This is a genomic window from Kinneretia sp. DJ1R-11 (assembly GCF_025717595.1).
GTDB lineage: Bacteria > Pseudomonadota > Gammaproteobacteria > Burkholderiales > Burkholderiaceae_C > Paucibacter_A.
The window spans coordinates 94441-115999 of the sequence record NZ_JAJIRR010000006.1; the positions used below are offsets into that span (position 1 = coordinate 94441).

At 66.9% G+C, this 21559-nt stretch carries 18 protein-coding genes; 6 read left to right on the top strand and 12 right to left on the bottom strand.

What is annotated here, in order from left to right; translation table 11 throughout:
- The first annotated feature begins 97 nt into the window (after positions 1-97).
- The gene (locus LNV23_RS12180) at positions 98-1324 is read left to right on the top strand and encodes a 6-phosphofructokinase (RefSeq protein ID WP_263563215.1); all 1227 of its coding nucleotides are present in this window, start codon (positions 98-100) and stop codon (positions 1322-1324) included.
- 84 nt (positions 1325-1408) lie between these two features.
- Positions 1409-2383, top strand: a complete 975-nt coding sequence (locus LNV23_RS12185) for an aldo/keto reductase (protein WP_263563216.1) — start codon at positions 1409-1411, stop codon at positions 2381-2383.
- 9 nt (positions 2384-2392) lie between these two features.
- Here LNV23_RS12185 and LNV23_RS12190 read toward each other — a convergent pair whose 3' ends face one another.
- Positions 2393-3205, bottom strand: coding sequence for a MipA/OmpV family protein (locus LNV23_RS12190; RefSeq protein ID WP_263563217.1), 813 nt, complete (start codon positions 3203-3205; stop codon positions 2393-2395).
- 160 nt (positions 3206-3365) lie between these two features.
- Complete coding sequence (locus LNV23_RS12195) at positions 3366-4265, bottom strand: GIN domain-containing protein (RefSeq protein ID WP_263563218.1); 900 nt, start codon at positions 4263-4265, stop codon at positions 3366-3368.
- 247 nt (positions 4266-4512) lie between these two features.
- On the opposite strand from LNV23_RS12195, the gene LNV23_RS12200 reads away from it, so the two are divergent.
- Genes LNV23_RS12200 through LNV23_RS12210 form a run of 3 tightly spaced genes read left to right on the top strand, consistent with a single transcriptional unit; the run spans position 4513 to position 7299 of the window.
- Positions 4513-5178, top strand: a complete 666-nt coding sequence (locus tag LNV23_RS12200; RefSeq protein WP_263563219.1) for a response regulator transcription factor — start codon at positions 4513-4515, stop codon at positions 5176-5178.
- Positions 5179-5186: 8 nt separating this feature from the next.
- Positions 5187-6581 carry a sensor histidine kinase gene (locus LNV23_RS12205; protein ID WP_263563220.1) on the top strand — a complete coding sequence of 465 codons (1395 nt, stop codon included), beginning with the start codon at positions 5187-5189 and terminating at the stop codon, positions 6579-6581.
- Positions 6582-6633: 52 nt separating this feature from the next.
- Positions 6634-7299 carry a dienelactone hydrolase family protein gene (locus LNV23_RS12210; protein ID WP_263563221.1) on the top strand — a complete coding sequence of 222 codons (666 nt, stop codon included), beginning with the start codon at positions 6634-6636 and terminating at the stop codon, positions 7297-7299.
- 28 nt (positions 7300-7327) lie between these two features.
- On the opposite strand, the gene LNV23_RS12215 is transcribed toward LNV23_RS12210, so the two are convergent.
- From LNV23_RS12215 to LNV23_RS12260, 10 genes are all read right to left on the bottom strand, one after another.
- The gene (locus LNV23_RS12215; protein WP_263563222.1) at positions 7328-8236 is read right to left on the bottom strand and encodes a hydroxymethylglutaryl-CoA lyase; all 909 of its coding nucleotides are present in this window, start codon (positions 8234-8236) and stop codon (positions 7328-7330) included.
- A gap of 242 nt (positions 8237-8478) precedes the next feature.
- Positions 8479-10476, bottom strand: coding sequence for an acetyl-CoA carboxylase biotin carboxylase subunit (locus tag LNV23_RS12220; protein WP_263563223.1), 1998 nt, complete (start codon positions 10474-10476; stop codon positions 8479-8481).
- 52 nt (positions 10477-10528) lie between these two features.
- On the bottom strand, positions 10529-12265 hold the full coding sequence (locus LNV23_RS12225) for a hypothetical protein (protein ID WP_263563224.1): 1737 nt from the start codon (positions 12263-12265) through the stop codon (positions 10529-10531).
- Positions 12266-12282: 17 nt separating this feature from the next.
- The gene (gene bioB / locus LNV23_RS12230) at positions 12283-13356 is read right to left on the bottom strand and encodes a biotin synthase BioB (protein WP_263563225.1); all 1074 of its coding nucleotides are present in this window, start codon (positions 13354-13356) and stop codon (positions 12283-12285) included.
- 24 nt (positions 13357-13380) lie between these two features.
- Complete coding sequence (gene bioD / locus LNV23_RS12235) at positions 13381-14079, bottom strand: dethiobiotin synthase (RefSeq protein WP_263563226.1); 699 nt, start codon at positions 14077-14079, stop codon at positions 13381-13383.
- Positions 14076-15305: an 8-amino-7-oxononanoate synthase gene (gene bioF / locus LNV23_RS12240; protein ID WP_263563227.1), complete on the bottom strand. Its 1230-nt coding sequence runs from the start codon at positions 15303-15305 to the stop codon at positions 14076-14078. The genes bioD and bioF overlap by 4 nt, the downstream gene beginning before the upstream one ends.
- Positions 15295-16812: an aminotransferase class III-fold pyridoxal phosphate-dependent enzyme gene (locus tag LNV23_RS12245; RefSeq protein ID WP_263563228.1), complete on the bottom strand. Its 1518-nt coding sequence runs from the start codon at positions 16810-16812 to the stop codon at positions 15295-15297. Before LNV23_RS12245 ends, bioF begins: the two co-directional genes overlap by 11 nt.
- Positions 16813-16832: 20 nt before the next feature.
- Positions 16833-17633 (bottom strand): enoyl-CoA hydratase/isomerase family protein, encoded by an 801-nt coding sequence (locus LNV23_RS12250; RefSeq protein ID WP_263563229.1) that lies wholly within the window; start codon positions 17631-17633, stop codon positions 16833-16835.
- Positions 17630-18877, bottom strand: coding sequence for an alpha/beta hydrolase family protein (locus tag LNV23_RS12255; RefSeq protein WP_263563230.1), 1248 nt, complete (start codon positions 18875-18877; stop codon positions 17630-17632). The genes LNV23_RS12250 and LNV23_RS12255 overlap by 4 nt, the downstream gene beginning before the upstream one ends.
- A gap of 32 nt (positions 18878-18909) precedes the next feature.
- Positions 18910-20523, bottom strand: a complete 1614-nt coding sequence (locus LNV23_RS12260; protein WP_263563231.1) for a carboxyl transferase domain-containing protein — start codon at positions 20521-20523, stop codon at positions 18910-18912.
- 282 nt (positions 20524-20805) lie between these two features.
- Between LNV23_RS12260 and LNV23_RS12265 the strand changes: the two genes are divergently transcribed.
- Complete coding sequence (locus tag LNV23_RS12265) at positions 20806-21438, top strand: TetR/AcrR family transcriptional regulator (RefSeq protein WP_263563353.1); 633 nt, start codon at positions 20806-20808, stop codon at positions 21436-21438.
- Positions 21439-21559 lie beyond the last annotated feature (121 nt).

Consider the following 21559-nt stretch of genomic DNA (forward strand, 5'->3'; position numbering starts at 1 on the left):
GGGCCACAAGGCCGCGAAAACCTGGCCCCGACTGCCGCACAATCGGGCCCCATGGCCGGGCTGCGGTCGCCGCCCGCCACCGTCACTGGAGCACCACATGAGCCCCTGCAAGATCCTCGTCACCCAGGGCGGCGGCCCGACTGCCGTCATCAATCAGTCCATGGTCGGCGTGGTGCTGGAAGCCCGCCGCCAGGCCGGCGTGAGCGCCATCTACGGCGCCCGCCACGGCGTGCGCGGCATCCTCACCGAAGACTTTGTCGACCTGGCCCAGGAAACCAGCCACAACCTGGAGCTGGTGGCACAGACGCCCTCCTCGGCCCTGGGCTCTACCCGCGACAAACCCGATGCCGCCTACTGCCACAAGATCTTCCAGGTGCTGCAGGCCCATGGCATCACGCACTTCTTCAACATCGGCGGCAACGACTCCTCGGACAGCACCCGCATCATCAGCGAGGAAGCGGCCGCCGCGAACTACCCGCTGCGCTGCATCCACATCCCCAAGACGATTGACAACGACCTGGTGCTGAACGACCACACGCCCGGCTTTCCTTCCGCCGCGCGCTTCGTGGCTCAGGCATTTGCCGGCGCCAACCTTGACAACGCCGCCCTGCCCGGCGTCTACGTCGGCGTGGTCATGGGCCGCCATGCCGGATTCCTGACCGCCGCCGCGGCCTTGGGCAAGAAATTCCCCGACGACGGCCCGCACCTGATCTACCTGCCCGAACGGGTGTTCGAGCTGGAGCGATTCCTGGCCGATGTGAAGGCTGTGTTTGATCGCTACGGTCGCTGCGTGATCGCCGTGTCGGAGGGCATTCACGATGCCAGCGGCCAGCCCATCGCCGCGCAGCTGGCCAAGGACTTGGAGCGCGATGCCCACGGCAATGTGCAGCTCTCGGGCAATGGCGCCCTGGCCGATCTGCTGTGCGAGGAAATCAAGAGCCGCTTGGGCATCAAGCGCGTGCGCGGCGATACCTTTGGCTACCTGCAGCGCAGCTTCATCGGCTGCGTCTCGGACGTGGACCAGCGCGAGGCGCGCGAGGTCGGCGAGAAGGCCGTGCAGTTCGCCTTCCACGGCGCCGGCGGCCGCACATCGGGCTCGGTGGCCATCAAACGCACGGGCACTTACTCGGTGGACTACGAGCTGCTGCCCCTGGCCGATGTGGCAGGCAAGACCCGGGTGATGGAAGACGAGTTCATCAGCGCCTGCGGCACCAACATCACCGACGCCTTCCGGCTCTACCTGCGCCCTTTGCTGGGCTCGGGCATGCCGGACGCCTTCCGTCTGCGGCCCAATGCCGTGCCCAAGATCTTGAATCGCAACTGAGTTTGACCCGAACGTCTCCTGCGCGCCCGGCTTCCGTACAGTCAGTGGCCCATTCCACCTCGCATCTATTCGCATCGCTGAACCATGAAGCCCACGCCTCTCCCGCTGAACCATTTTCTGCCCGGCAGCAGCCGCCTGGTCCTGGGCTGTATGAGCCTGGGCGGCCCCTGGGACGCCCAGGACATCGGCGAGGCCGACATCGCCCAAGCCCATGCGGCGCTAGAAGCGGCACAGTCCATCGGCATCACGGTCTTCGACCATGCCGACATCTACAAACGCGGCCGTGCCGAACGCTGCTTCGGCGCCCTGCTGCGCCGCCAGCCTTCGATGCGCGACGGCATCATCTTGCAAAGCAAGTGCGGCATCCGCTTTTCCGATGACGCGGGCCCGGGGCGTTATGACCTCTCGGCCGCTCACATCATTGCCTCGGTGCAGGGCAGCCTGGAACGCCTGGGCACCGAGTACCTCGACTTGCTGCTCTTGCACCGGCCGGACCCGCTGATGGAGCCCGAGGAAATTGCCGAGGCCTTCCGCCTGCTGCAGAGCCGCGGCCAGGTGCGCCATTTCGGTGTGTCGAATATGCAGGCCAACCAGATGCGTTGGCTGCAACAAGCGCTGGACCAGCCTCTGGTCGCCAACCAGCTGGAAATGAGCCTGGGCAAGCTGGACTGGCTGGCCCAGGATGCCAGCTTCAATGATGGCCAAAGTGGCGCCGCCCTGCCCTGGGCCGGCACCTTGCAGCATTGCCAGGCCGAGGGCGTGCAGCTGCAAGCCTGGAGCCCACTGGCCCAGGGTCGCTTCAGTGGCGCGGCAGCGGCCGACGATCGCATCGCTCAGGCCGGCACCGCCCTGGTGCGCGAACTGGCCGACCAGCACCAGGTGGCACCCGAAAGCATCGTCCTGGCATGGCTGCTGAGGCACCCGGCCGGCATACAGCCCGTGATCGGCAGCAGCCAGCCCGAGCGCATCCGGGCCTGCGGTGCCGCGACTCAGGTGCAACTCAGCCGCGAGGATTGGTACCGGCTGTTTGTCTGTGCGCGGGGTCAGGCCTTGCCCTGAGCACCGGGCTCAGAAAGCGCGGCTGAAGCTCATCGCCAGCGTTGGCTGGCGGCGCTTCTGGACCAAGGGGCTGTTGCCGGCATCGCCGCGCAAGCTATTCAAGCCCATGCGGGCACTGAAAGTCCAGTCGCTGTCCAGCGGCACCTGAGCCTGGGCAAATACACCGGCGCTGGCCACACCCGCACGGACACTGTGTACGCGCAGCTTGCTGCTGGCGGCCTGGCTCGCATCGACGCCGAACAAGGCCTGGCCCAGGCGGGCATCCATGGCCTCGACGCTGACGCCGGCGGCCAAGGCCAAGCCAGGCGTGGCCAACAAGCCATAGCTGGCATCGAGCTGCACACTGTGCCCACCCTTCTTGTTCTTGCTGCCAGCCGCGCCGCGGCTCAGCGTCCCCAGGCGAGAGCTGCTGCTGAGCTCCACGCTGAACCGCCCGACCTGCCACTGCGCTGCCAAACGCAGGGCCGGCGCGAACTTGACTTCATCCAGGCTGGCCCAGGCGGCGGGCAGGTCCTTGCGGCGCCGCCAATGGCTGTCCAGCACCAAGGCGGCACTCAGGCTCAGGCCATCGGCCGGCCGCCAGTCAGCGCCCAATCCTTGCAGAGTGCTGGCAAAGAAATGCTCGCCGAAGCGCGCCTCAATCAAGGGCGCGGCGAACAGCTGCTGGCGATCAGCACCGGGGTACTTGGGCAGGCTGATGAGGACTGCGCCCCAACGCATGGTCTGACCGTCCGGTGCGGGGGCCGGAGGCTGGGCTTGTGCGTAGCCTGCGCTGCACAGGATCAAGGCCATCAGCCCGTTGAAGTGGTGTGTGAGTTTCATGGTGTTCAGCTTCGCAGTCATGGATTCATTCAAGGAGACGCTCATCTCGGGAACGCAAAATCAGTGTCGGCCGAGGTGCATGAAGCGGCCATGAAGGCCGCGAGAGCACGGGCGCGCAGCGCACGCTGGGGGCCTGCAGGGCCGTCGCGGCGCACCTCACTCAGGGTCGCGCCAGCAGCGTCTGGCCCTGCTTGGCTTCGCCCCGGGCCCGCACCGAGCCCGAGCCAGACATCCAGAGCTGCAAGGCCGGTTGTCCGGCATAGCTGACGTCGCCCGAGCCGTAAATGCTGAGTTGCAATTGCTCCATGGCGCCGAGATCAGCATCGCCACTGCCAAAACCACGCAGCTTGACCCGTTCGCCTTGCAGGCCAGCAGCCCGCACATCGCCACTGCCGGAAAGCAGCCATTCCTGCTCGCGCGACCGGCCCGCCTCGATGCTGACCCCGCCGGAGGCACGCAGCCTGGCTTCCAGCTGCTCGCTCTGCAAAGCACCGACTTGCACGCTGCCTGAACCCGTGAGGTTGATGGCCAGGCGCCGCGCCTGCACCTGGCCCAGCTGCAGCGAACCCGATCCGTGCACCAGCAGGTCAAGATGGCCTACCTCGACCCGCTCCACCCGCAAGCCACCGGAGCCACTCAGCAACAGCTTCAAGCGGCCTGCCTGCAGGGTACCGATCTGCACCTGGCTGGAGCCACGCAGCTCGATCGATTGCAACTGCTCGGCAGGCTGCTGCAGGCGCACGCGCGGCCGCGCGCTCAAGCCCAGCTCGCTCGCGACGGTGCCGCTGACCGGCGACATCAGGTGCAGGGTTTCACAGTCCACCCAGGCACGCACGCCGCCGCTTGGCAGCTCCAGCACGGCCTCACCATGGGCCATGAGCTGCAGGTCCATCGCGCCGTCCAGCTGCAACTTGCTGAAGGCCGGCAAGCGCTGGCTCTGTACCGCGGGCACGGCGAAGGTCGTGGCGGGCGCTTGGGGTGCCTGCGCCCCGCATGGCAACGCCGCCCACAGGCAGGCTGCGACGGCACAGAGGCGCCGCGCGAATAGGGCTGTACTCATGGAGTGATCTCGATGTTGTGAATCAAGCGGCCAGTTTGAAACCGGGCGCATGAAGGCCCTGTGAACGGTGCGGCCCGCCAGCAGCGGCAGGCGAATGCACCGCAGCCGGGCGCGAGTAAACCCGGATGAAACTCAGATGAAGCCTGGATGAAGACCCGCTCCAGGCAGGCCACAGCCCTGCCAGAGACCCGCCCTAGAATCCGCCGCCAACGCCTAACTCCGGACTCACGCGCCAGCCCTCCCGCACATGGCCAACATCCTGCTTGTCGAAGACGATCTGCCCCTGGGCAACTCCTTGCAACGCGTGCTGAGCATGGCCGGCCACCAGGTCGTCTGGCTGCGCAACGGCGGCGATGCTCGCCGCTTTCTCGGCGAGATGGATTTCGCGCTGCTGCTGCTGGACATCGGCCTGCCCGACGAGCTGGGCCTGGACCTGCTGGCCTGGTTCCGCCAGCTTGGCCGGCAAACGCCAGTGATGCTGCTGACCGCACGCGACAGCGTCGGCGAGCGCGTACTGGGCCTGGACGCTGGCGCCGATGACTACTTGGGCAAACCCTTCGCCATGGAAGAGCTGCTCTCGCGCGTGCGCGCACTGCTGCGCCGCCACAGCGGCCAGGCCAGCAATCAATGGCAGCTCGGCCCCCTGTCCATCGACACCGCGCGCCGCCGCGTGCTGCTGAACGACCAGGAAGTGATGCTGTCGGCGCGCGAGTACGACATCCTCCTGTCCCTGGCGGCCGAGCCGGGACGGGTGCTGACCCGGGCCCAGATCGATGCCCGCCACCAGCTCGCCGACACCCTGGACAGCAATGCCACCGATGTCCATGTCTACAAGCTGCGCAAGAAGCTGGGCAACGAGCTGATCGGCACCGTGCGCGGTGTCGGTTATGTGCTCGATGTGCCGAGTGCATGAAGGTGGCCATGGCGAGCAAGAACACACATGTACAGGCCGCGGTGAAACGCTACCCCTCACTGATCCAGCGCCTGATCGCCTGGCAGGCCCTGGCTCTGGTGCTGGCCTGGCTGGCCCTGGCCGCGCTGCTGACCTGGCGCGGCGTGGCCTGGGGCGAGGCCGAGGTGAACGCCCGGCTGCAGCGCATGGCGACGGTGCTGGCCGGCGCCGCGCTCAGCCCGGAGGCCGAACTGCAAGCCCGCATGGACAGCACCGAGGATGCCGTGATGGCCTTGCTGGGTCTGGAGGGAGACGTCGCCAAGGGCTTGCGCTCCGTCTACCAGCTCTGGGACCAGCAAGGCCGGCTGCTGTATCGCAGCGCCAATGCGCCGACCACGCGCCTGGACGCAGCACCGGGCCCGGGCGAGGCGCCGCGCTGGATGGTGCAGCGCTCGGATCCGGGCCAGGGCATGGGCCGTGTGCTCTTGATCGCCGAACCCCTAGAAACCCCGCTGAGCGCGGTGCTGCCCCTGCTCTGGCTGGTTCTGAAGTCGCAGCTGGGCGTTTTTCTCTGGCACGGCCTGGTCATCTGGCTGAGTGTGCGCTTCGGCCTGAGGCCGCTGGCGCAGCTCGCCCAGCGCATCGCCAAACGTCGGGCTGGCGACACGGCGCCGGTGCAGGTGGATCGCCTGTACGCCGAGACCGCGCCGGTGCTGCGCGAACTCAATGATCTGCTGGCGCACGAGGCCCAGCGCCTAGAGCTGGAGCGCCGATTCTTGGCCGACGCCGCCCATGAGCTGCGCACGCCCCTGGCCGCCGTCAATGCCCAGGCTCATCTCTTGCTCAGCGAAGCCGAAGGACCCGCTCGCCACGAGGCCGCCGGCGCCCTCCAGCAAGGTATCGCCCGCGTGTCCCATCTGCTGGCCCAGCTCCTGACCCTGGCCCGCGCCGAGGCCGGGCCGAGCGAACCCGAGGCCAGCCCGGTCGATGCCGCCGATCTGCTGCGCGGACGAGTCGCCCTGCTGGCCGGCCTGGCTCGGCCACGTGCCATCGAGATCTCGCTGCAGGCCCCCGACAGCCTGCCCTTCCGCCTGGAGCACGAAGGCTTTTGCTCCATCGTCGACAACCTGATCGACAACGCCATCCGCTATACCGCCCCAGGGGGTCAGGTCGAGGTCAGCCTGAGTCGGCTCGGGCCGGCATTGGAGGTCCGCGTGCGCGACAACGGCCGAGGCATTGCGCCCGAGCAGCGCGAACGCGTGTTCGAACGTTTCTACCGCGTGCCCGGCAGCAGCGAGCAAGGCACCGGCCTGGGCCTGGCCATCGTCAAGCGCATGGCCGACCGCATGCACGCCGAGCTCAGCTTCTGCGATGGCTTGGATGGGCGCGGCATCGGCCTGCAATTGCTGCTGCCCGAGGCTTGAGTCGCGGTCTGTGGCAGCATGGCGGGCCGCGACACCGAAGGAGCGACCTGCCATGGGTCAGATGATCGAATTCCAGCGCCCCGACGGCGCCCACAGCCCCGCCTACCTGGCCACCGCCTCACGGCCTGACGCACCGGGCTTGATCCTTTTGCAGGAATGGTGGGGCCTGAACGAGAACATCCGCGCCACCGCCGACCGCTATGCGGCGGCCGGCTTTCACACCTTGGCGCCCGACCTCTACCGCGGCCGCCAGGCTAGCGATGCCGACGAGGCCAGCCACCTGATGAGCGGCCTGAGCTTTGCCGACGCCACCCACCAGGACTTGACCGGCGCCTTGCGACATCTGCGTGAGGCCTGCGGGAGCCCCCAGGTCGGGGTCAGCGGCTTTTGCATGGGCGGCGCACTGACAGTGGCTGCCGCCGTGCATGTGAAGGGCTTGTCAGCCGCCAGCTGCTTCTACGGCATCCCGCCGGCTGACTTTGCGGCACCGCAAGATGTGAAGATCCCATTCCAGGGTCACTACGCCGACATCGACGACTGGTGCACGCCCACGGCCGTGCGGGCTTTCGTGGCCCAGCTGCCGCCAGGCGCCGAAATCCACCACTACCCGGCCGCCCACGGCTTCTTCAACAGCAGCCGCGCCCATGTCTTTGATGCGGCCTGCGCAGAGTTGGCTTGGCAACGTACCTTGGCCTTTCTGCGCGCGCAGTTGTGCTGAGTCGTCGACTCCGCCTGCTGGATTGGGCTCAGCCCTGCCGCTTGGCGAGCAAGGCGCGGGCCACCCGCGACACCGGCGGTCGGCCCAGCACGCCCGAGATGAAGGCGCCGGCGTCAACGAGAAGATCGAGGTCGATGCCGGTGTCGATCCCCAAGCCATTCAGCATGAAGACCACGTCCTCGCTGGCCACATTGCCGGTGGCACCCTTGGCATAGGGGCAGCCGCCGAGGCCGGCGACGCTGGTGTCGAAATGGTGAACGCCCAGCTCCAGGCAGGCGTAGATATTGGCCAGGGCCTGGCCGTAGGTGTCGTGGAAATGTCCACTGACCTCGACCAGAGGGTAGTGCTTGAGCGCCCGCTCCATGGCTGCCTGGACCTTCCTCGGCGTGCCCACACCGATGGTGTCGGCCACGCCCAGGTGATCGACGCCAATGCCCTTCATCAGCTGCACCACGCGCTCGACCTGGTCGGCGCTGATATCGCCCTCGTAAGGGCAGCCCACTGCGCAGGACAAGGCGCCTCGTACCTTGATGCCGGCCGCATGCGCGGCTTCGACCACCGGCGCGAAACGCTCGATGCTCTCGGCGATGCTGCAATTGATGTTCTTTTGGCTGAAAGCCTCGGACGCCGCCGCAAAGACCACGATCTCATCCGGTCGGGTGGGCAGGGCCGACTCAAAGCCCTTGAGATTGGGTGTCAGCACCGAATAGCGCACACCGGGCTGGCGGGCGATGGCGGCCATCACCGCCGTGTTGTCCGCCATCTGCGGCACCCACTTGGGCGACACAAAGCTGGTGACCTCGATTTCCTTCAGGCCCGCTGCCTGCAGCATGGCCACCAGCTGCGCCTTGTCCTCGGTGGAAACCGCCTGTTTCTCGTTCTGCAGGCCGTCACGCGGGCCGACATCGACGAGGGTGACATGATTGGGTAGCTTCATTGATAACTCCTCATTGCTGGGCAAGACTGCTGTCGGAACAGAGCCGTCGTTCGCTGAGATTTGAATACGAACGCAGAGTGCGCGGAGGACCGCAGAGGTCGCGGAGAAGAGAGCTGGATTTCTAGTCTCAGCGTCCTCTGCGGTCCTCTGCGAGCTCTGCGTGCTGAAATTTCTTCGCGAACAACGGTTCAGTGCCCATTGCCGCAGCTGGCGCTCCGAACATCGCCGCGCCCCTTATCGCATCAAGCCTCGAGCCGCAAAAGCTCGGCACCGTCGCCGATCTGGTCGCCTACAGCGAACAGCAACTCGGCCACCACGCCGTCCTTGGGCGCATTGATGGTGTGCTCCATCTTCATGGCTTCCATCACCGCCAGCGGCTGGCCCTTGCTGACCGTGTCGCCCACCGCCGCCAGGAAGCTGACCAGTTTACCGGGCATGGGCGCGGTCAGGCGTCCCGCTTCGGCGGCGCCGTCGCCGGCATGGGCCAGGGCATCAATCTCGGTGATGTAGGCACTGCCTTGCGGCGCGAACACGGCCACGGTTTCGCCGTCGGCATAGCTGTTCACCAGCACACGCTGCTGCGCCAGGCCCGAGCCCAAGAGCAGCTCATGGCGTTCCAGGCTGCTGGAGTTGACAGCAAAGGCCAGGGCCTCGCCGCCGTCGATGCTCAGCTGCATGCCGCCCTGGTGGTGGCGCGACAGCAGCACCGCGTGGCGCTGTGCGGCGATCTCCAGATCGAAGCGGCGCGCCGAGGCGCCGAACAAGCGCCAGCCGTCGCGACGGCTCCAAGGGTCGGCATCCTGTTGCTGCGCCTCGGCGGCCAGGGTGTGGGCGACCACAGCGGCCGCGCTGATCTGCAGCGGCAGGCCCGGCTGCTCGAACAGAGCCGCGCGCTCGCGCTCGATCAGGGCTGTGTCCAGATCGGCGCTGGCAAACGAGGCCGTGGCGGCGCAGCGGCGCAGAAAGGCCACATTGGTCTGCAGGCCGACGATATGGGTGTCGCGCAAGGCGGCGTCCAAGCGGGCCAGGGCCTGGGCTCGGTCCTCGCCCCAGACGATCAGCTTGGCGACCATGGAATCGTAGAAGGGGCTGATGGCATCGCCCTCGCCCACCCCGGCGTCGATCCGCACCGGGCCGCGCTCAAAAGCCACATGCTCGGGCCAGCGTGCCACGTTCAGAGCGCCGGTGGCGGGCAGGAAACCGGCCTCGGGGTTCTCAGCGCAAATGCGCGCTTCGATGGCATGGCCATGCATGGTCAGCTGCTCCTGCTTCAGCGGCAAGGGCTCGCCCGAGGCCACGCGCAGCTGCCATTCGACCAAATCCTGGCCGGTGATCGCTTCCGTCACCGGATGCTCGACCTGCAGGCGCGTGTTCATTTCCATGAAGTAGAAGCGCCCGTCTTGCTCGCAGATAAACTCCACCGTGCCGGCACCGCTATAGCCCACGGCCTTGGCCGCCGCGACGGCCGCGCCACCCATCTGGGCGCGGCGCTCGGCCGTCATGCCAGGGGCCGGGGCTTCTTCCAACACCTTCTGGTGACGGCGCTGGACCGAGCAATCGCGCTCGAAGAGGTAGACACAGTCGCCGAAGTTGTCGCCGAAGACCTGGATCTCGATATGGCGCGGGCGTTGCACATAACGCTCGATCAGCACCGCATCGTCGCCAAAGCTGTTGATGGCCTCGCGCTTGCACGAAGCCAGCGCGGCATCGAACTCATCGGCGCTGTGCACGGCCCGCATGCCCTTGCCGCCACCGCCGGCGCTGGCCTTGATCAATACGGGAAAACCGATGCGCACAGCCTCGGCCTTGAGCAGGGCCGAGTCTTGATCGGCGCCGTGGTAGCCAGGCACCAGGGGCACGCCGGCGGCTTCCATCAAGCGCTTGGACTCAGCCTTCAAGCCCATGGCCTGTATGGCGCTGGCCGGCGGGCCGATGAAGACCAGGCCATGCGCGGCGCAGGCCTGCGCGAACTCCTCGTTCTCGCTCAAAAAGCCATAGCCTGGATGGACGGCTTCGGCGCCGGTGGCCTTGGCGGCGTCGATGATGCGCTGCCACTGCAGGTAGGAATCACGCGGCGCTGGGCCACCGATAAGCACCGCCTCGTCGCAAGCCTGCACATGGCGGGCCTGGGCATCGGCCTCGGAATACACGGCCACGGTTTTCACGCCGATGCGGCGCGCAGTGGCCGCCACACGGCAAGCGATTTCGCCGCGGTTGGCGATCAGGATCTTCTTAAACATGGCTTGGTCTCCTCTTGGCCCGGACATGCGTCCGGCTTGTATTGCATGGGGCTCACAGCCCCAGTCGACGCAAAGCGTCTACCCGCAGGCGAATCATTTGATTCATAGGCGGCGTCGGCAAGCTCGATGGGCAAGCAAGCTCGGTATCCGGGCCCGCTGCATAGCGAACTGCGATCGGTTGCCCGCCCTGACATGCCTTTGCCACAGCCGCATACGCCGCCACAGGGTCGGCCAGCACCGGCTGCCCTGCCAAGGACTCAACCTCGCCAGTCACACGAAGGCTGCGGCACTGCACAGCTGGGTCAAGCCTGAAAGCATGGGGCAAAGTCCAGAAGCCGACGGAGCCGCCGCAATCGCTGCGCATCAAGGCGGACATCAGCGCGGCGGCCGACTGCCTGCGCATGCCCAAGGGCAGCTGCTCGCTGCGCTGCACCGGTTCGGGATCAGCAAGGCCCAGCGCCTGAAGGCGCGTCAAGAGTCCGCTGGCAAAAGGCTGCTGCGGGTCCTGCAAGAGCTGCGCCATCGAAGCCGCGGCGGAACCGGCATCGGCCCAGGCCACAAAGCCGCCCACGTCCAGCGGACGATCCTTGCTGTGCAGCGGCGCCATCTGCGCCAAGGCCGACGGTTTGTCGTCGCGGGCCGTGCGCTGGGCTTGGCCGAGCAACATCAGACTCATGCCGCAGGCATAGGCGTCGTCACCTTGGCGCCCCGGCTTCATGGCGGCAGCCACTTGTGCACCGCGGGCGGCCACGCAGTTGTTCAGGTTCGACTCGATATCGGCACGCAGCTCCGCGACATCCAGAAGCGACTGCTCGCGCAAGAGCAAGCGAGCCATCCATTCGGCATGGCCCTCATGCAGCCAAGGGCGCTGCTGATCGGTGCCGAACAGCCCGCTGTTCCACCAATGCACCACCTCATGCGTGACGAAACCTTCCAAGGCGGTGCCGGGCATGGTCTCCAGCGTCCGTGGCAGGCGCAGGCGCATAATGCGCCCGGCTGTGGTGTCGCCGTGAAAACCAGGCAGGTCCGATACCGCAGTGACCACCGCGCCCGGCCCGGGCAAGGCCGCACCATAGAGTTGGGTCAGACGGGCCAAGGTGTAGTCGAGCACTTTGCGGATGCGTGCAACTCGTGCGTTATCCAGGCCCGGGTCGACCAGGACATTGACACCGGGCAAAGCGATCAGCCCGGTGGAACTTCCCATGTACACATACTGGGCCACACCAGCAGCGCGGACTTCATCGCGAGAGGCGCCGGCCAGGACGCGATCCACCTGCTCCGCACTCGCACTCTGCTCGACCGGCGCGCGCTCCACACGGCCCTGATGGATGACGATGCCGCCTTGCGGCGGCAGCCAGCGCCAACGCAAGCCATGGCCCTTGAGCAGGACTGCTGCATGGCCGCTGTAAGCGAGCACGCCGCTGGAGTCGCTGAGCGGCTGAGCCGCTTCGTAGGTTGCGTCCAGCGCCAAAACGCGCGCCTTCAGGCGCAGCACGGCGCTGCGGCAGTCAGGCTCTTGGCGCAGCCGGATGCCGGTCGCCGTCAGCTCTGTGCATGAGCCTTGCGGCTTCATCATCTCGCCGCGCCAGCGCTTGTGAGCGTCCCGGGCGGCATCGAAAAAACTCAGCTCATGCACGCCCTCGGGAGGCGTGTAACGGATCTCCAACTCACCGCCCGGAAGCAGCTGCTGACTGATCAAGAGCTCTCCGGCCTTCGCCTGGGCGCCCAAGGCCAAGGCTCCGACTGCGGCGCACAGCATGCGCCGCCAGGTCGATGCGCACAGACTCATGGCCATGCTCCGCGCCATCAGTGGCCGTGCGAACAGCCAGCCGGCGCCTCTTGCGGCGCAAGATTGGCCTCGCTGGCGCAGCGCATGCCCAGGCGGTTCAGCAGGGCCCGGTCTTTCTCGGCCTGCGGGTTGCTGGTGGTCAGCAGCTTGTCGCCGTAGAACATGCTGTTGGCGCCGGCCAGGAAGCACAGGGCTTGCATGCTCTCGGGCATTTCTTCGCGGCCGGCCGAGAGGCGGACCATGGCGCGCGGCATGGTGATGCGGGCCACGGCGATGCTGCGGATGAACTCAAACGGGTCGAGCGCCTCCGTGCCCTTGTCGGCCAGCGGCGTGCCTTCGACCTTCACCAGGTTGTTGATGGGCACCGATTCCGGATAGGGGTTCAGATTGGCCAGCTGCACGATCAGGCCGGCGCGCTGGCGCCGGGTTTCACCCATGCCGACGATGCCGCCGGAGCAGACCTTGAGGCCGACATTGCGCACACGGTCCAGCGTGTCCAGGCGGTCCTGATAGGTGCGGGTGGTGATGATCTGGCCGTAGAACTCGGGCGAGGTGTCGAGGTTGTGGTTGTAGTAGTCCAGGCCGGCTTCGGCCAGCTGTTCGGCCTGGCCGTCACCGAGCATGCCGGCGGTCAGGCAGGTCTCCAGACCCATGGCCTTGACCTCCTTGACCATCTCGCCGATGGCTTCCAGATGGCGCTCCTTGGGCGAGCGCCAGGCGGCGCCCATGCAAAAACGCGTGGCGCCGTTGGCCTTGGCGGCGCGAGCCGCTTCCAGCACTTCTTGCAGCGGGATCAGCTTTTCGGCCTTGAGGCCGGTGTCGAAGTGGGCCGACTGCGGGCAGTAGGCGCAATCCTCTTCGCAACCGCCGGTCTTGATGGACAGCAGCGTGGACAGCTGCACCGCATTGGCATCGAAGTTCTCGCGGTGCACCTGCTGAGCTTTGAACAGCAGGTCGTTGAAAGGCAGATCGAACAGGGCCACCACCTCGTTGACGGTCCAGGGCTTGGCGTTCTGGCGCTCGGCGTCCGTGGTCGGCGTCAGCGATTGGATCTGGTTGGTGGTTTGGGTGTGGGAGTGAGAGTGGCTCATGGCGATTCCGAAAAACAGCAGATGTCAGGTGGCAGAGGCGGCCAGCGAGGCTTGCACGCGCTCAAGATTCAGATGGGCGGCCACGGCCGCGGCGGAAGGGTCAGACAAGCGGGGTACATGGCCCCAGCAGGGCGCGGCCAGGGCCGCGTCCAGCGCGGCCAGATTGTCCGCCACATAAGGCATGGCGGTGTCCACGGTGTTGGCCACCCAGCCGACCAAGCTCAGGCCGCGCGCGCGCACGGCCTCCGCCGTCAGCAAGGCATGGTTGATGCAGCCCAGGCGCAGGCCCACGACCAGGACCACGGGCAGGCCCAGATCCTGCGCCAGATCGGCGGTGTCGAAGCCCTCGCCCAGGGGCACACGGAAGCCGCCCACCCCTTCCACCAAGGCCAGATCGCCCAGGGCGGCACTGGCACGGACGGCGGCCAGCAGCGGTGCGCGCTCGATACGCTGCCCTTCCAGGGCGGCGGCGATGTGCGGCGCACAAGCAGCGCGGAACTGCAAAGGCCCGACCTGATCGGGGCGCATGCCCAGACGCTGGGCCGCCAGCAGGCGGAGCACATCGTCATTGACCCACTGGCCGTCGACCAGCTCCTGCCCCGCCGCCAGCGGCTTGATGGGCGCCACCCGCAAGCCGACCTCGGCCAGCAGATGGGTGAGGCCGGCGGTGATGCTGGTCTTGCCGATTTCGGTGTCGGTGCCGGTGATGAATAGACCTCTCATGCGGCGGCCCTGTCCATGTCGGCGGCAGCCTCAGCCAGCGCGGCAAGCAGCTGATCCACATCCGCCTCTCTGTGCGTCGCGCACAAAGTGATGCGCAGCCGCGCCTCGCCCTTAGGCACGGTGGGCGGACGGATGCCCGGCACGCGGATGCCCTCGCGCTCCAAGCGCGCGGCCAGGGCCATGACCTCGGCATTGCCACCGACGATCAAGGGCTGAACCGGGGTGTCCGAAGGCGCCAGGCGCCAGCCCAGGGCCGGGTGGCATGCCAACAAGGCTTCGACACCGGCGCGCAGCCGCGCCTGCAAATGGCGCAGGTTGGCACGCCGGGCCCGGCCCAGCTCGCCTTCGATCAAGGCAAAGCTGGTCAACAAAGCATGCTCGACCGCCGGCGGCGAGGCGGTGGAAAAAATGTAGTTGCGGGCCGCCTGCAGCAGGTACTGGGTCACCGTGGCATGGGCCACGACAAAAGCGCCGGCCAGGCCAGCCGCCTTGCCCAGGGTGCCGACCAGGATCAGGCGCTCGCTGCGCAAGCCAAAGTGCTCCAGCGAACCGCGACCGTTCTCGCCCAGCACACCAAACCCATGGGCATCGTCGACGATCAGCCAGGCATCGAACTCTTCAGCCAGGGCCAGCAAGGCCGGCAGCGGCGCCAGATCGCCGTCCATGCTGAAGACCGCATCGGTGACGATGAGCTTGACCTTGGCCGTGCTGGCGGCCAGCAGCTCGCGCAGCGCCGCCACATCGCCATGGGCATAACGTTTCACTTGCGCGCGCGCCAGGCGGGTGCCGTCAATCAGCGAGGCATGGTTCCAGGCCTCGGAGAAGATCTCGGCCTCTTCATCGCCGAGCGCAGTCACCACGGCCAGATTGGCCATATAGCCGGTGCAAAAACCCAGGGCGCGGGCCTCGGGGATGTGGGGTGTGAGCCAGCGGCTCAAGGTTTCAGCCACCTGCTCATGTGCGCGGCTGTGGCCGCTGATCAGGGGCGAGGCACCGGAGCCGCCGCCGTAGATCTGGGCGCCTTCGATCAAGGCTTCACGCAGCGCGGGCTCGGCGGCCAGGCCCAGGTAATCGTTGGAGCAGAACATCAGCAGCTCGCGCGTGCGGCCGTCGGCGCCGCGCACCTGCTGGCGCGGCGCGGTGCCGCTCTCGGCCTGGCGCAGAAAACGCGTCAGGCTCTGGGCTTCGATGGTGCGCAGCTTGGCGCTCAGGTGATCAAGCAACATGGACTTCTTTGCTCAGGGGCTGGGCGCTGCCCTCAGAAGATTGGGACAGCACCTCATCCAAGGTCAGGCGCACGGCGCGGGCCAGGAAGGCGGCCGCTTCGGCATCGATCAGATAGGGCGGCATCAGGTACACCGTGCCGCCAATCGGGCGGATCAGCAACTCATGGGCGCGCGCGGCCAGATGAAAACGCTCGGCAAAGCCGAGCGTTTCGCCAAAACGTTCGGCGAAACCTGAGGTTTCGCCAAGACCGGAGGTCTTGGCAAAGCGCAGGCCCGGCTCGATCACATCGAAGGCCAGCACCATGCCTAGCTGGCGCAGATCGGCCACACGGGGGTGCGAGGCCAGCGGTGCGAAGGCGTCCTTCAAGAGCTGGGCCTGCTCGGCATTAGCCTGCAGCTGGCCGGCATCGAAGCGGTCCAACACCGCATTGGCCGCGGCGCAAGCCAGGGCATTGCCCGTGTAGGAATGCGAATGCAAGAAGCCGCGGCTGACGTCCTCACTCCAGAAGGCCTGGTACACCGCCTCGGTTGTGAGCACCAAGGACAGGGGCATGGTGCCGCCGGTGATGCCTTTGGACAGGGTGATGAAGTCGGGCCACACCGCCTCATCGTGCAAGCCGCCCGCCGGGCCGCTCCCAAGGGCGGCTTGGCCCCCTCGGGGGGCGGGCGGCGTACCCGCCGACCGGGGGTTCACATGTTCCCAGGCGAAAAAAGTGCCCGTGCGGCCGCAGCCCATGGCGATCTCATCGACGATCAGGTGCACCTCGAACTCGGTGCATAAGGCTCGCAGGCCGCGCAGATAGGCAGCGTCGTACATCACCATGCCGGCGGCACCTTGCACCAGAGGCTCGATGATGACGGCGGCGATGTGCGGACCACGCTCGCTCAGCAGCTCGCGCATGGCAGCCAGGGCGGCCGCTTCGTTGCCCAGGCGGGCATCGGGCGACTCCACGATGTGCGCCCGCATCAAGAGCGGGTCATAGGCGTCGCGGAACACCTTCACATCGGTCACGGCCAGGGCGCCGATGGTTTCACCGTGGTAGCCGTTCTTCAGGCAGACAAACTCGCGCTTCTCGGCCCGGCCACGGTTGCGCCAGCTGTGGAAACTTTGCTTGAGCGCGATCTCCACTGCACTGGCGCCATCGCTGCCGAAAAAGACATGGCCCAGGGCGCCACCGGTGCGCGAGCTCAGGCGCTCGGCCAGGCGCACGGCCGGCGCATGAGTGCAGCCGGCCAGCATCACATGGGGCAAGGTGTCGAGCTGCGCCTTGATGGCGGCGTTCAGGCCGGCATCGGCATGGCCAAAAAGATTGACCCACCAGGAGCTGTTGGCATCGAAGTAGCGCCGGCCCTCGTAGTCGTAAAGCCAGGGGCCGGCACCACGGGCAATCGGCAGCGGCGGCACGACTTCGGCGCGCGCCATCTGCGTGCAGGGGTGCCAGACGGCGGCCACGCTGCGGCGCTGCCAATCCTGCTGGGGTGTCAAAGGTGTACTGCTGGAAGTCATCAAACGGGATCGAAAAGAACTCAGGCCAACCAGCTCGGCCGGCTCTTGTTCAAAAAGCTCTGCACACCTTCGCGGCCTTCATCGCTGGCACGGATGTCAGCGATGCGGCGCGCGGTGTCATCACGCAGCGAAGCCGTGATTGTCGCGTGTGCGACATCCTGCACCAGGCGCTTGCAGGCGCGGACCGCCGCCGGGCCGTTGGCACAGAGGGCGGACAGCAGGGCTTCGACCTTTTCGTCCAGGGTCTCGGCCGTGGCCAGCTCATGGACCAGGCCCAGGCGATGAGCCTCGGCGGCACTGAAGCGCTCGGCGGTGACGAAGTAGCGGCGCGAGGCCTGCTCGCCCAAAGCGCGCACCACATAGGGCCCGATGGTGGCCGGCAGCAGGCCCAGCTTGGCCTCGGACAGGCAAAAGCCCGCCGTGTCCACGGCGACCACCACATCGCAGACCGACACCAGGCCCACGCCACCGGCGTAGACATCGCCCTGCACACGGGCGATCACCGGCACCGGGCAGCTGTAAATCGTCCACAGCATCTCGGCCAGGCGGGAGGCATCGGCATGGTTTTCGTCCCAGCTGTAGCCGGCCATGGCTTTCATCCAGTTGAGATCGGCGCCGGCGCAAAAGGCCTTGCCCTCGGCGGCCAGCACGATGGCGCGCAGAGCTGGGTCCCGGCCCAGTTCCGCGAACGCAGCGCTCAGCTCGGCGATCACGCCTTCGTTGAAGGCATTGCGCACCTCGGGGCGGTTCAGGGTGACGCGGGCGATCTGGCCCGAGGGGCCGCTGCGTTCGATCTTGAGGCTGCTCTGCTGTTCACTCATGGCTGCTGCTTTCTGCTCCACACCACGGCGTCGTCCACCGCGTACAACTGACAGGTTTGGCTGCTGTAGCGCTGACAAAACGCCAGCGCCCGCGCCACGGCCGCATCGCCAAAGGCATAGCCGCTGCGGCCCTGCGCATTGAAGGCAAAGGCGCGCGGCTTCTTGGCCGCAAGGAATTTTCGGTAGCTGTCCTTGGCGCCGGAGCCGCTCAAGGGCAAGGCCGATTCGTCCTGCACATCCAGCTCGGCATTGGCCGGCGGCACGGCGATCACACCGGGGGTGCTGAAGCCCAGCTGGGCCAGAAACTCCTCGACCAGGGGCTGCCAGCTGTCACTGCCGGCGCTGAACAGCGTATGACCGTCTTCGCCGAAGGCGGGCAAGAGACGGTAATCCAGTAAGGCGCCAGCCTCAGCAAAAGCTTTGGCCCAGCTGCGGCTGTAGCGAGGCCCGAAGTAACGATCGTTCTCGGTGTAGACCCAGAGCGACTTCAGCTGGGGTGAGTTCTGCGCGATCAATTCACCATAAGCTTGGTAGATCTGGCGCAGCTGGGTGCTGCCGCAGGGCTCGCCGGGGTGTTTGTCCGGGTCGCCGCCATGGCCGCCGGCGAAATTGATGGCCGCCACCTGTCCCGGCAGACCGGCCGCCGTGGCGGCCACAGTGGAGATACCGCCGACCGATTGCCCGAGCAGCACCACGCGCTTGGCATCGATGTCAGCCTGCTGCTGCATATAGCCAACCACCGCCAGGATCTGTGAGGCGGCAGCCGCCAGGGCCGGCGCAAAACGGGGCTCGCGGCAGGAGATGCTGCTCTCCGGGTCGCCGGCCTCGGCCAGCTCGCCATAGCCCAAACGCAGAGGCACAGCCACGGCAAAGCCTTTGCGCACAAAGTAGCGGGCGGCCGTCTCGAAACGCTGGCGCTTGTACTCGGCACGTTTGTCGGTCGAGCGGCCATGACTGATCAGGACCAGAGGGAAGGGCCCCGGGCCAGCCGGCCTGAAGGTGGTGACCAGCAGATCGCCCTTGCTGGGCTTGCCAAAGGCATCCTGCACCTCGACCGGCACGCGCAGGATCTGCTCGCGCACATCGAGATGCAGGCGCTCGGCGTCCGCAGCGGGAGCTGTGACCGCAGTGTCGCTGGCTTGCGAATGCACAACGCCCACGCCGACCAGCAGCGGGGCCGCCAAAAGGCACTTCAGAGCGGCCGGCAGAAAAGCGATGCGGCGCAGGCGTTCTATCAAGGTCATGGGGGTCAGGTCTTGCCTAGCCTTGCGGCCCATCACATGCGGAAGACGCCGAACTTCGTCTCGCCAATCGGCGCATTCATCGCCGCCGACAGGCCCAGAGCCAGCACCCGGCGGGTGTCGGCCGGGTCGATCACGCCGTCGTCCCAGAGTCGGGCGCTGGCGTAGTAGGGGTGGCCTTGGTCTTCGTACTGCTGCCGGATTGGCGCCTTGAAGGCTTCTTCTTCCTCGGCACTCCAGCTGCCGCCCTTGCCTTCGATGCCGTCACGCTTGACCGTGGCCAGCACCGAAGCGGCTTGCTCGCCGCCCATCACCGAGATGCGCGCGTTCGGCCACATCCAGAGCCAGCGCGGGCTGAAAGCACGGCCGCACATGCCGTAATTGCCGGCACCGAAACTGCCGCCAATGATGATGGTGAACTTGGGAACACTGGCGCAGGCCACCGCCGTCACCATCTTGGCGCCCGCGCGGGCAATGCCTTCGTTCTCGTACTTGCGGCCAACCATGAAGCCGGTGATGTTCTGCAGGAACACCAGCGGGATCTTGCGCTGGCAGCAGAGCTCGATGAAATGCGCGCCCTTGTTGGCGCTCTCGGCAAACAGGATGCCGTTGTTGGCGACGATGCCGACCGGCATGCCCTCGATGTGCGCAAAACCGCAGACCAGGGTGGCGCCGTAGCGGGCCTTGAACTCGTCGAACTCGGAGCCATCGACGATGCGGGCGATGACCTCGCGCACATCGAAGGGCTTGCGCGTGTCGGTGGGGATCACGCCGTGCAGCTCGGACGCGTCGAAGAGCGGCGCGCGCGGCGCTTGCAGGCGCTGCTGCTGCGCGCCTTCCTTGCGCCAGTTCAGCGCCGCCACCGACTGCCGGGCCAGGGCCAGGGCATGGGTGTCGTTGTGAGCCAGATGGTCGGCCACGCCCGAGAGCCGGGTGTGCACATCGCCGCCGCCCAGGTCTTCGGCCGTCACCACCTCGCCGGTGGCTGCCTTCACCAGCGGCGGGCCGCCCAGGAAAATGGTGCCCTGGTTCTTGACGATGATGGTCTCGTCGCTCATGGCCGGCACGTAGGCGCCGCCGGCCGTGCAAGAGCCCATGACCACGGCGATCTGCGGAATGCCCTGGGCACTCAGGTTGGCCTGGTTGAAGAAGATGCGGCCGAAGTGATCACGATCCGGGAAGACCTCGTCCTGGTTGGGCAGGTTGGCGCCGCCCGAGTCGACCAGGTAGACGCAAGGCAGGCGGTTCTGCGCCGCGATCTCCTGCGCGCGCAGATGCTTCTTGACCGTCATCGGGTAATAAGTACCGCCCTTCACCGTCGCGTCGTTGCAGACGATCATGCAGTCCACACCCGAAACTCGGCCGATGCCGGCGATCATGCCGGCGCCAGGCGCAGCGTTGTCGTACATATTGAGCGCAGCCAAGGGCGCCAACTCAAGAAAAGGCGTTCCCGGGTCCAGCAGCATCTCAACGCGGTCGCGCGGCAGCAGCTTGCCCCGGGCAGCATGCTTGGCACGTGCCGCGTCGCCGCCGCCCAGCGCGATCTGCGCCAGCCGCGCATTCAAATCATCGAGCAGGCCCCGCATGGCCTCGGCGTTGGACTTGAAATCTGCCGAACGGGCATTGAGCTTGGTGGTCAGCTGGGCCATGGGGTCTCCGAAAAACAGCGGCCCGCAGCGACGATGCCAGGGCCACGGGTGAGTTCAACTCAAATTCTTCTCAGGGCCTCGCACACCAATTGCGAGAGGCAGCGAGGCGCGAAGAATAGGCCAGACCGGAAAGACTGGCAAGTCCGACTTGAGTTCTACTCAATTATTACGCAGAATCCCGCCGTGACTGCCTCAAAGCCCTCCCCCACCGCCGCCGTCACCAAAGCCGCGGCCACGCAGCCCGCCCGCCGTGCGCCCGCCGGCGCCAAGGCCGAGCAGCGCGTGCGCGACATCCTGCGCGTGGGCCGCGAGGTGTTTGCCGAGCGCGGTTTCGAGCGTGCGACGACCACCGAAATCGCCGAGCGCCTGGGTGTATCCGAGGCCACGGTGTTCACCTACTTCCGCGGCAAGCGCGAGCTGTGCATGCGCGTGATCGCCGATTGGTACGACGAGATCATTGGCGAGATCGAGGCCGGCCTGCCGCGCGAAGCCTCGGTGCGCGAGCAGCTGGAATTCATGGTCCACACCCATTTGCGCCTGTTTCTGATCCAGGGTACAGGCTTGTGTGCCCTGGTGCTCTCGGAAGGCCGGCGCAGCGGCGACGACAAGCTGGGCGACGGTTTTGTCGAGCTGCAGCGCCGCTACACCGCGCCCCTGATGGACCTGCTGGCCCGCGGCCAGGCCAGCGGCGAGCTGCGCGCCGACATCCCGCTGCGCCTGCTGCGCTCCCTGGTCTTCGGCCCCATGGAGCACATGCTCTGGGAAGTCATCCTGACCGGCCGCCAGATCGACACCGACGCCAGCGCCCGCGATCTGGTCGCCCTGCTCTGGCCGGCCTTGCAGGCCCCCGAGCAGGAGCTGCTTGGCCTGCGCGCCCTGAGGCAAGAGCTGGAAGCGGCGTTGGCACGCCATTGAACTGAGGCGAACTCAAACTTTTCTCCAGGCATTGCCAGGGAATACCCGCAAGCCGCACCGACACCACGCGCACAAACGCACACGAAAACCCTCTCGCTGCCGGCTGCGCCGCCTCCTAAGA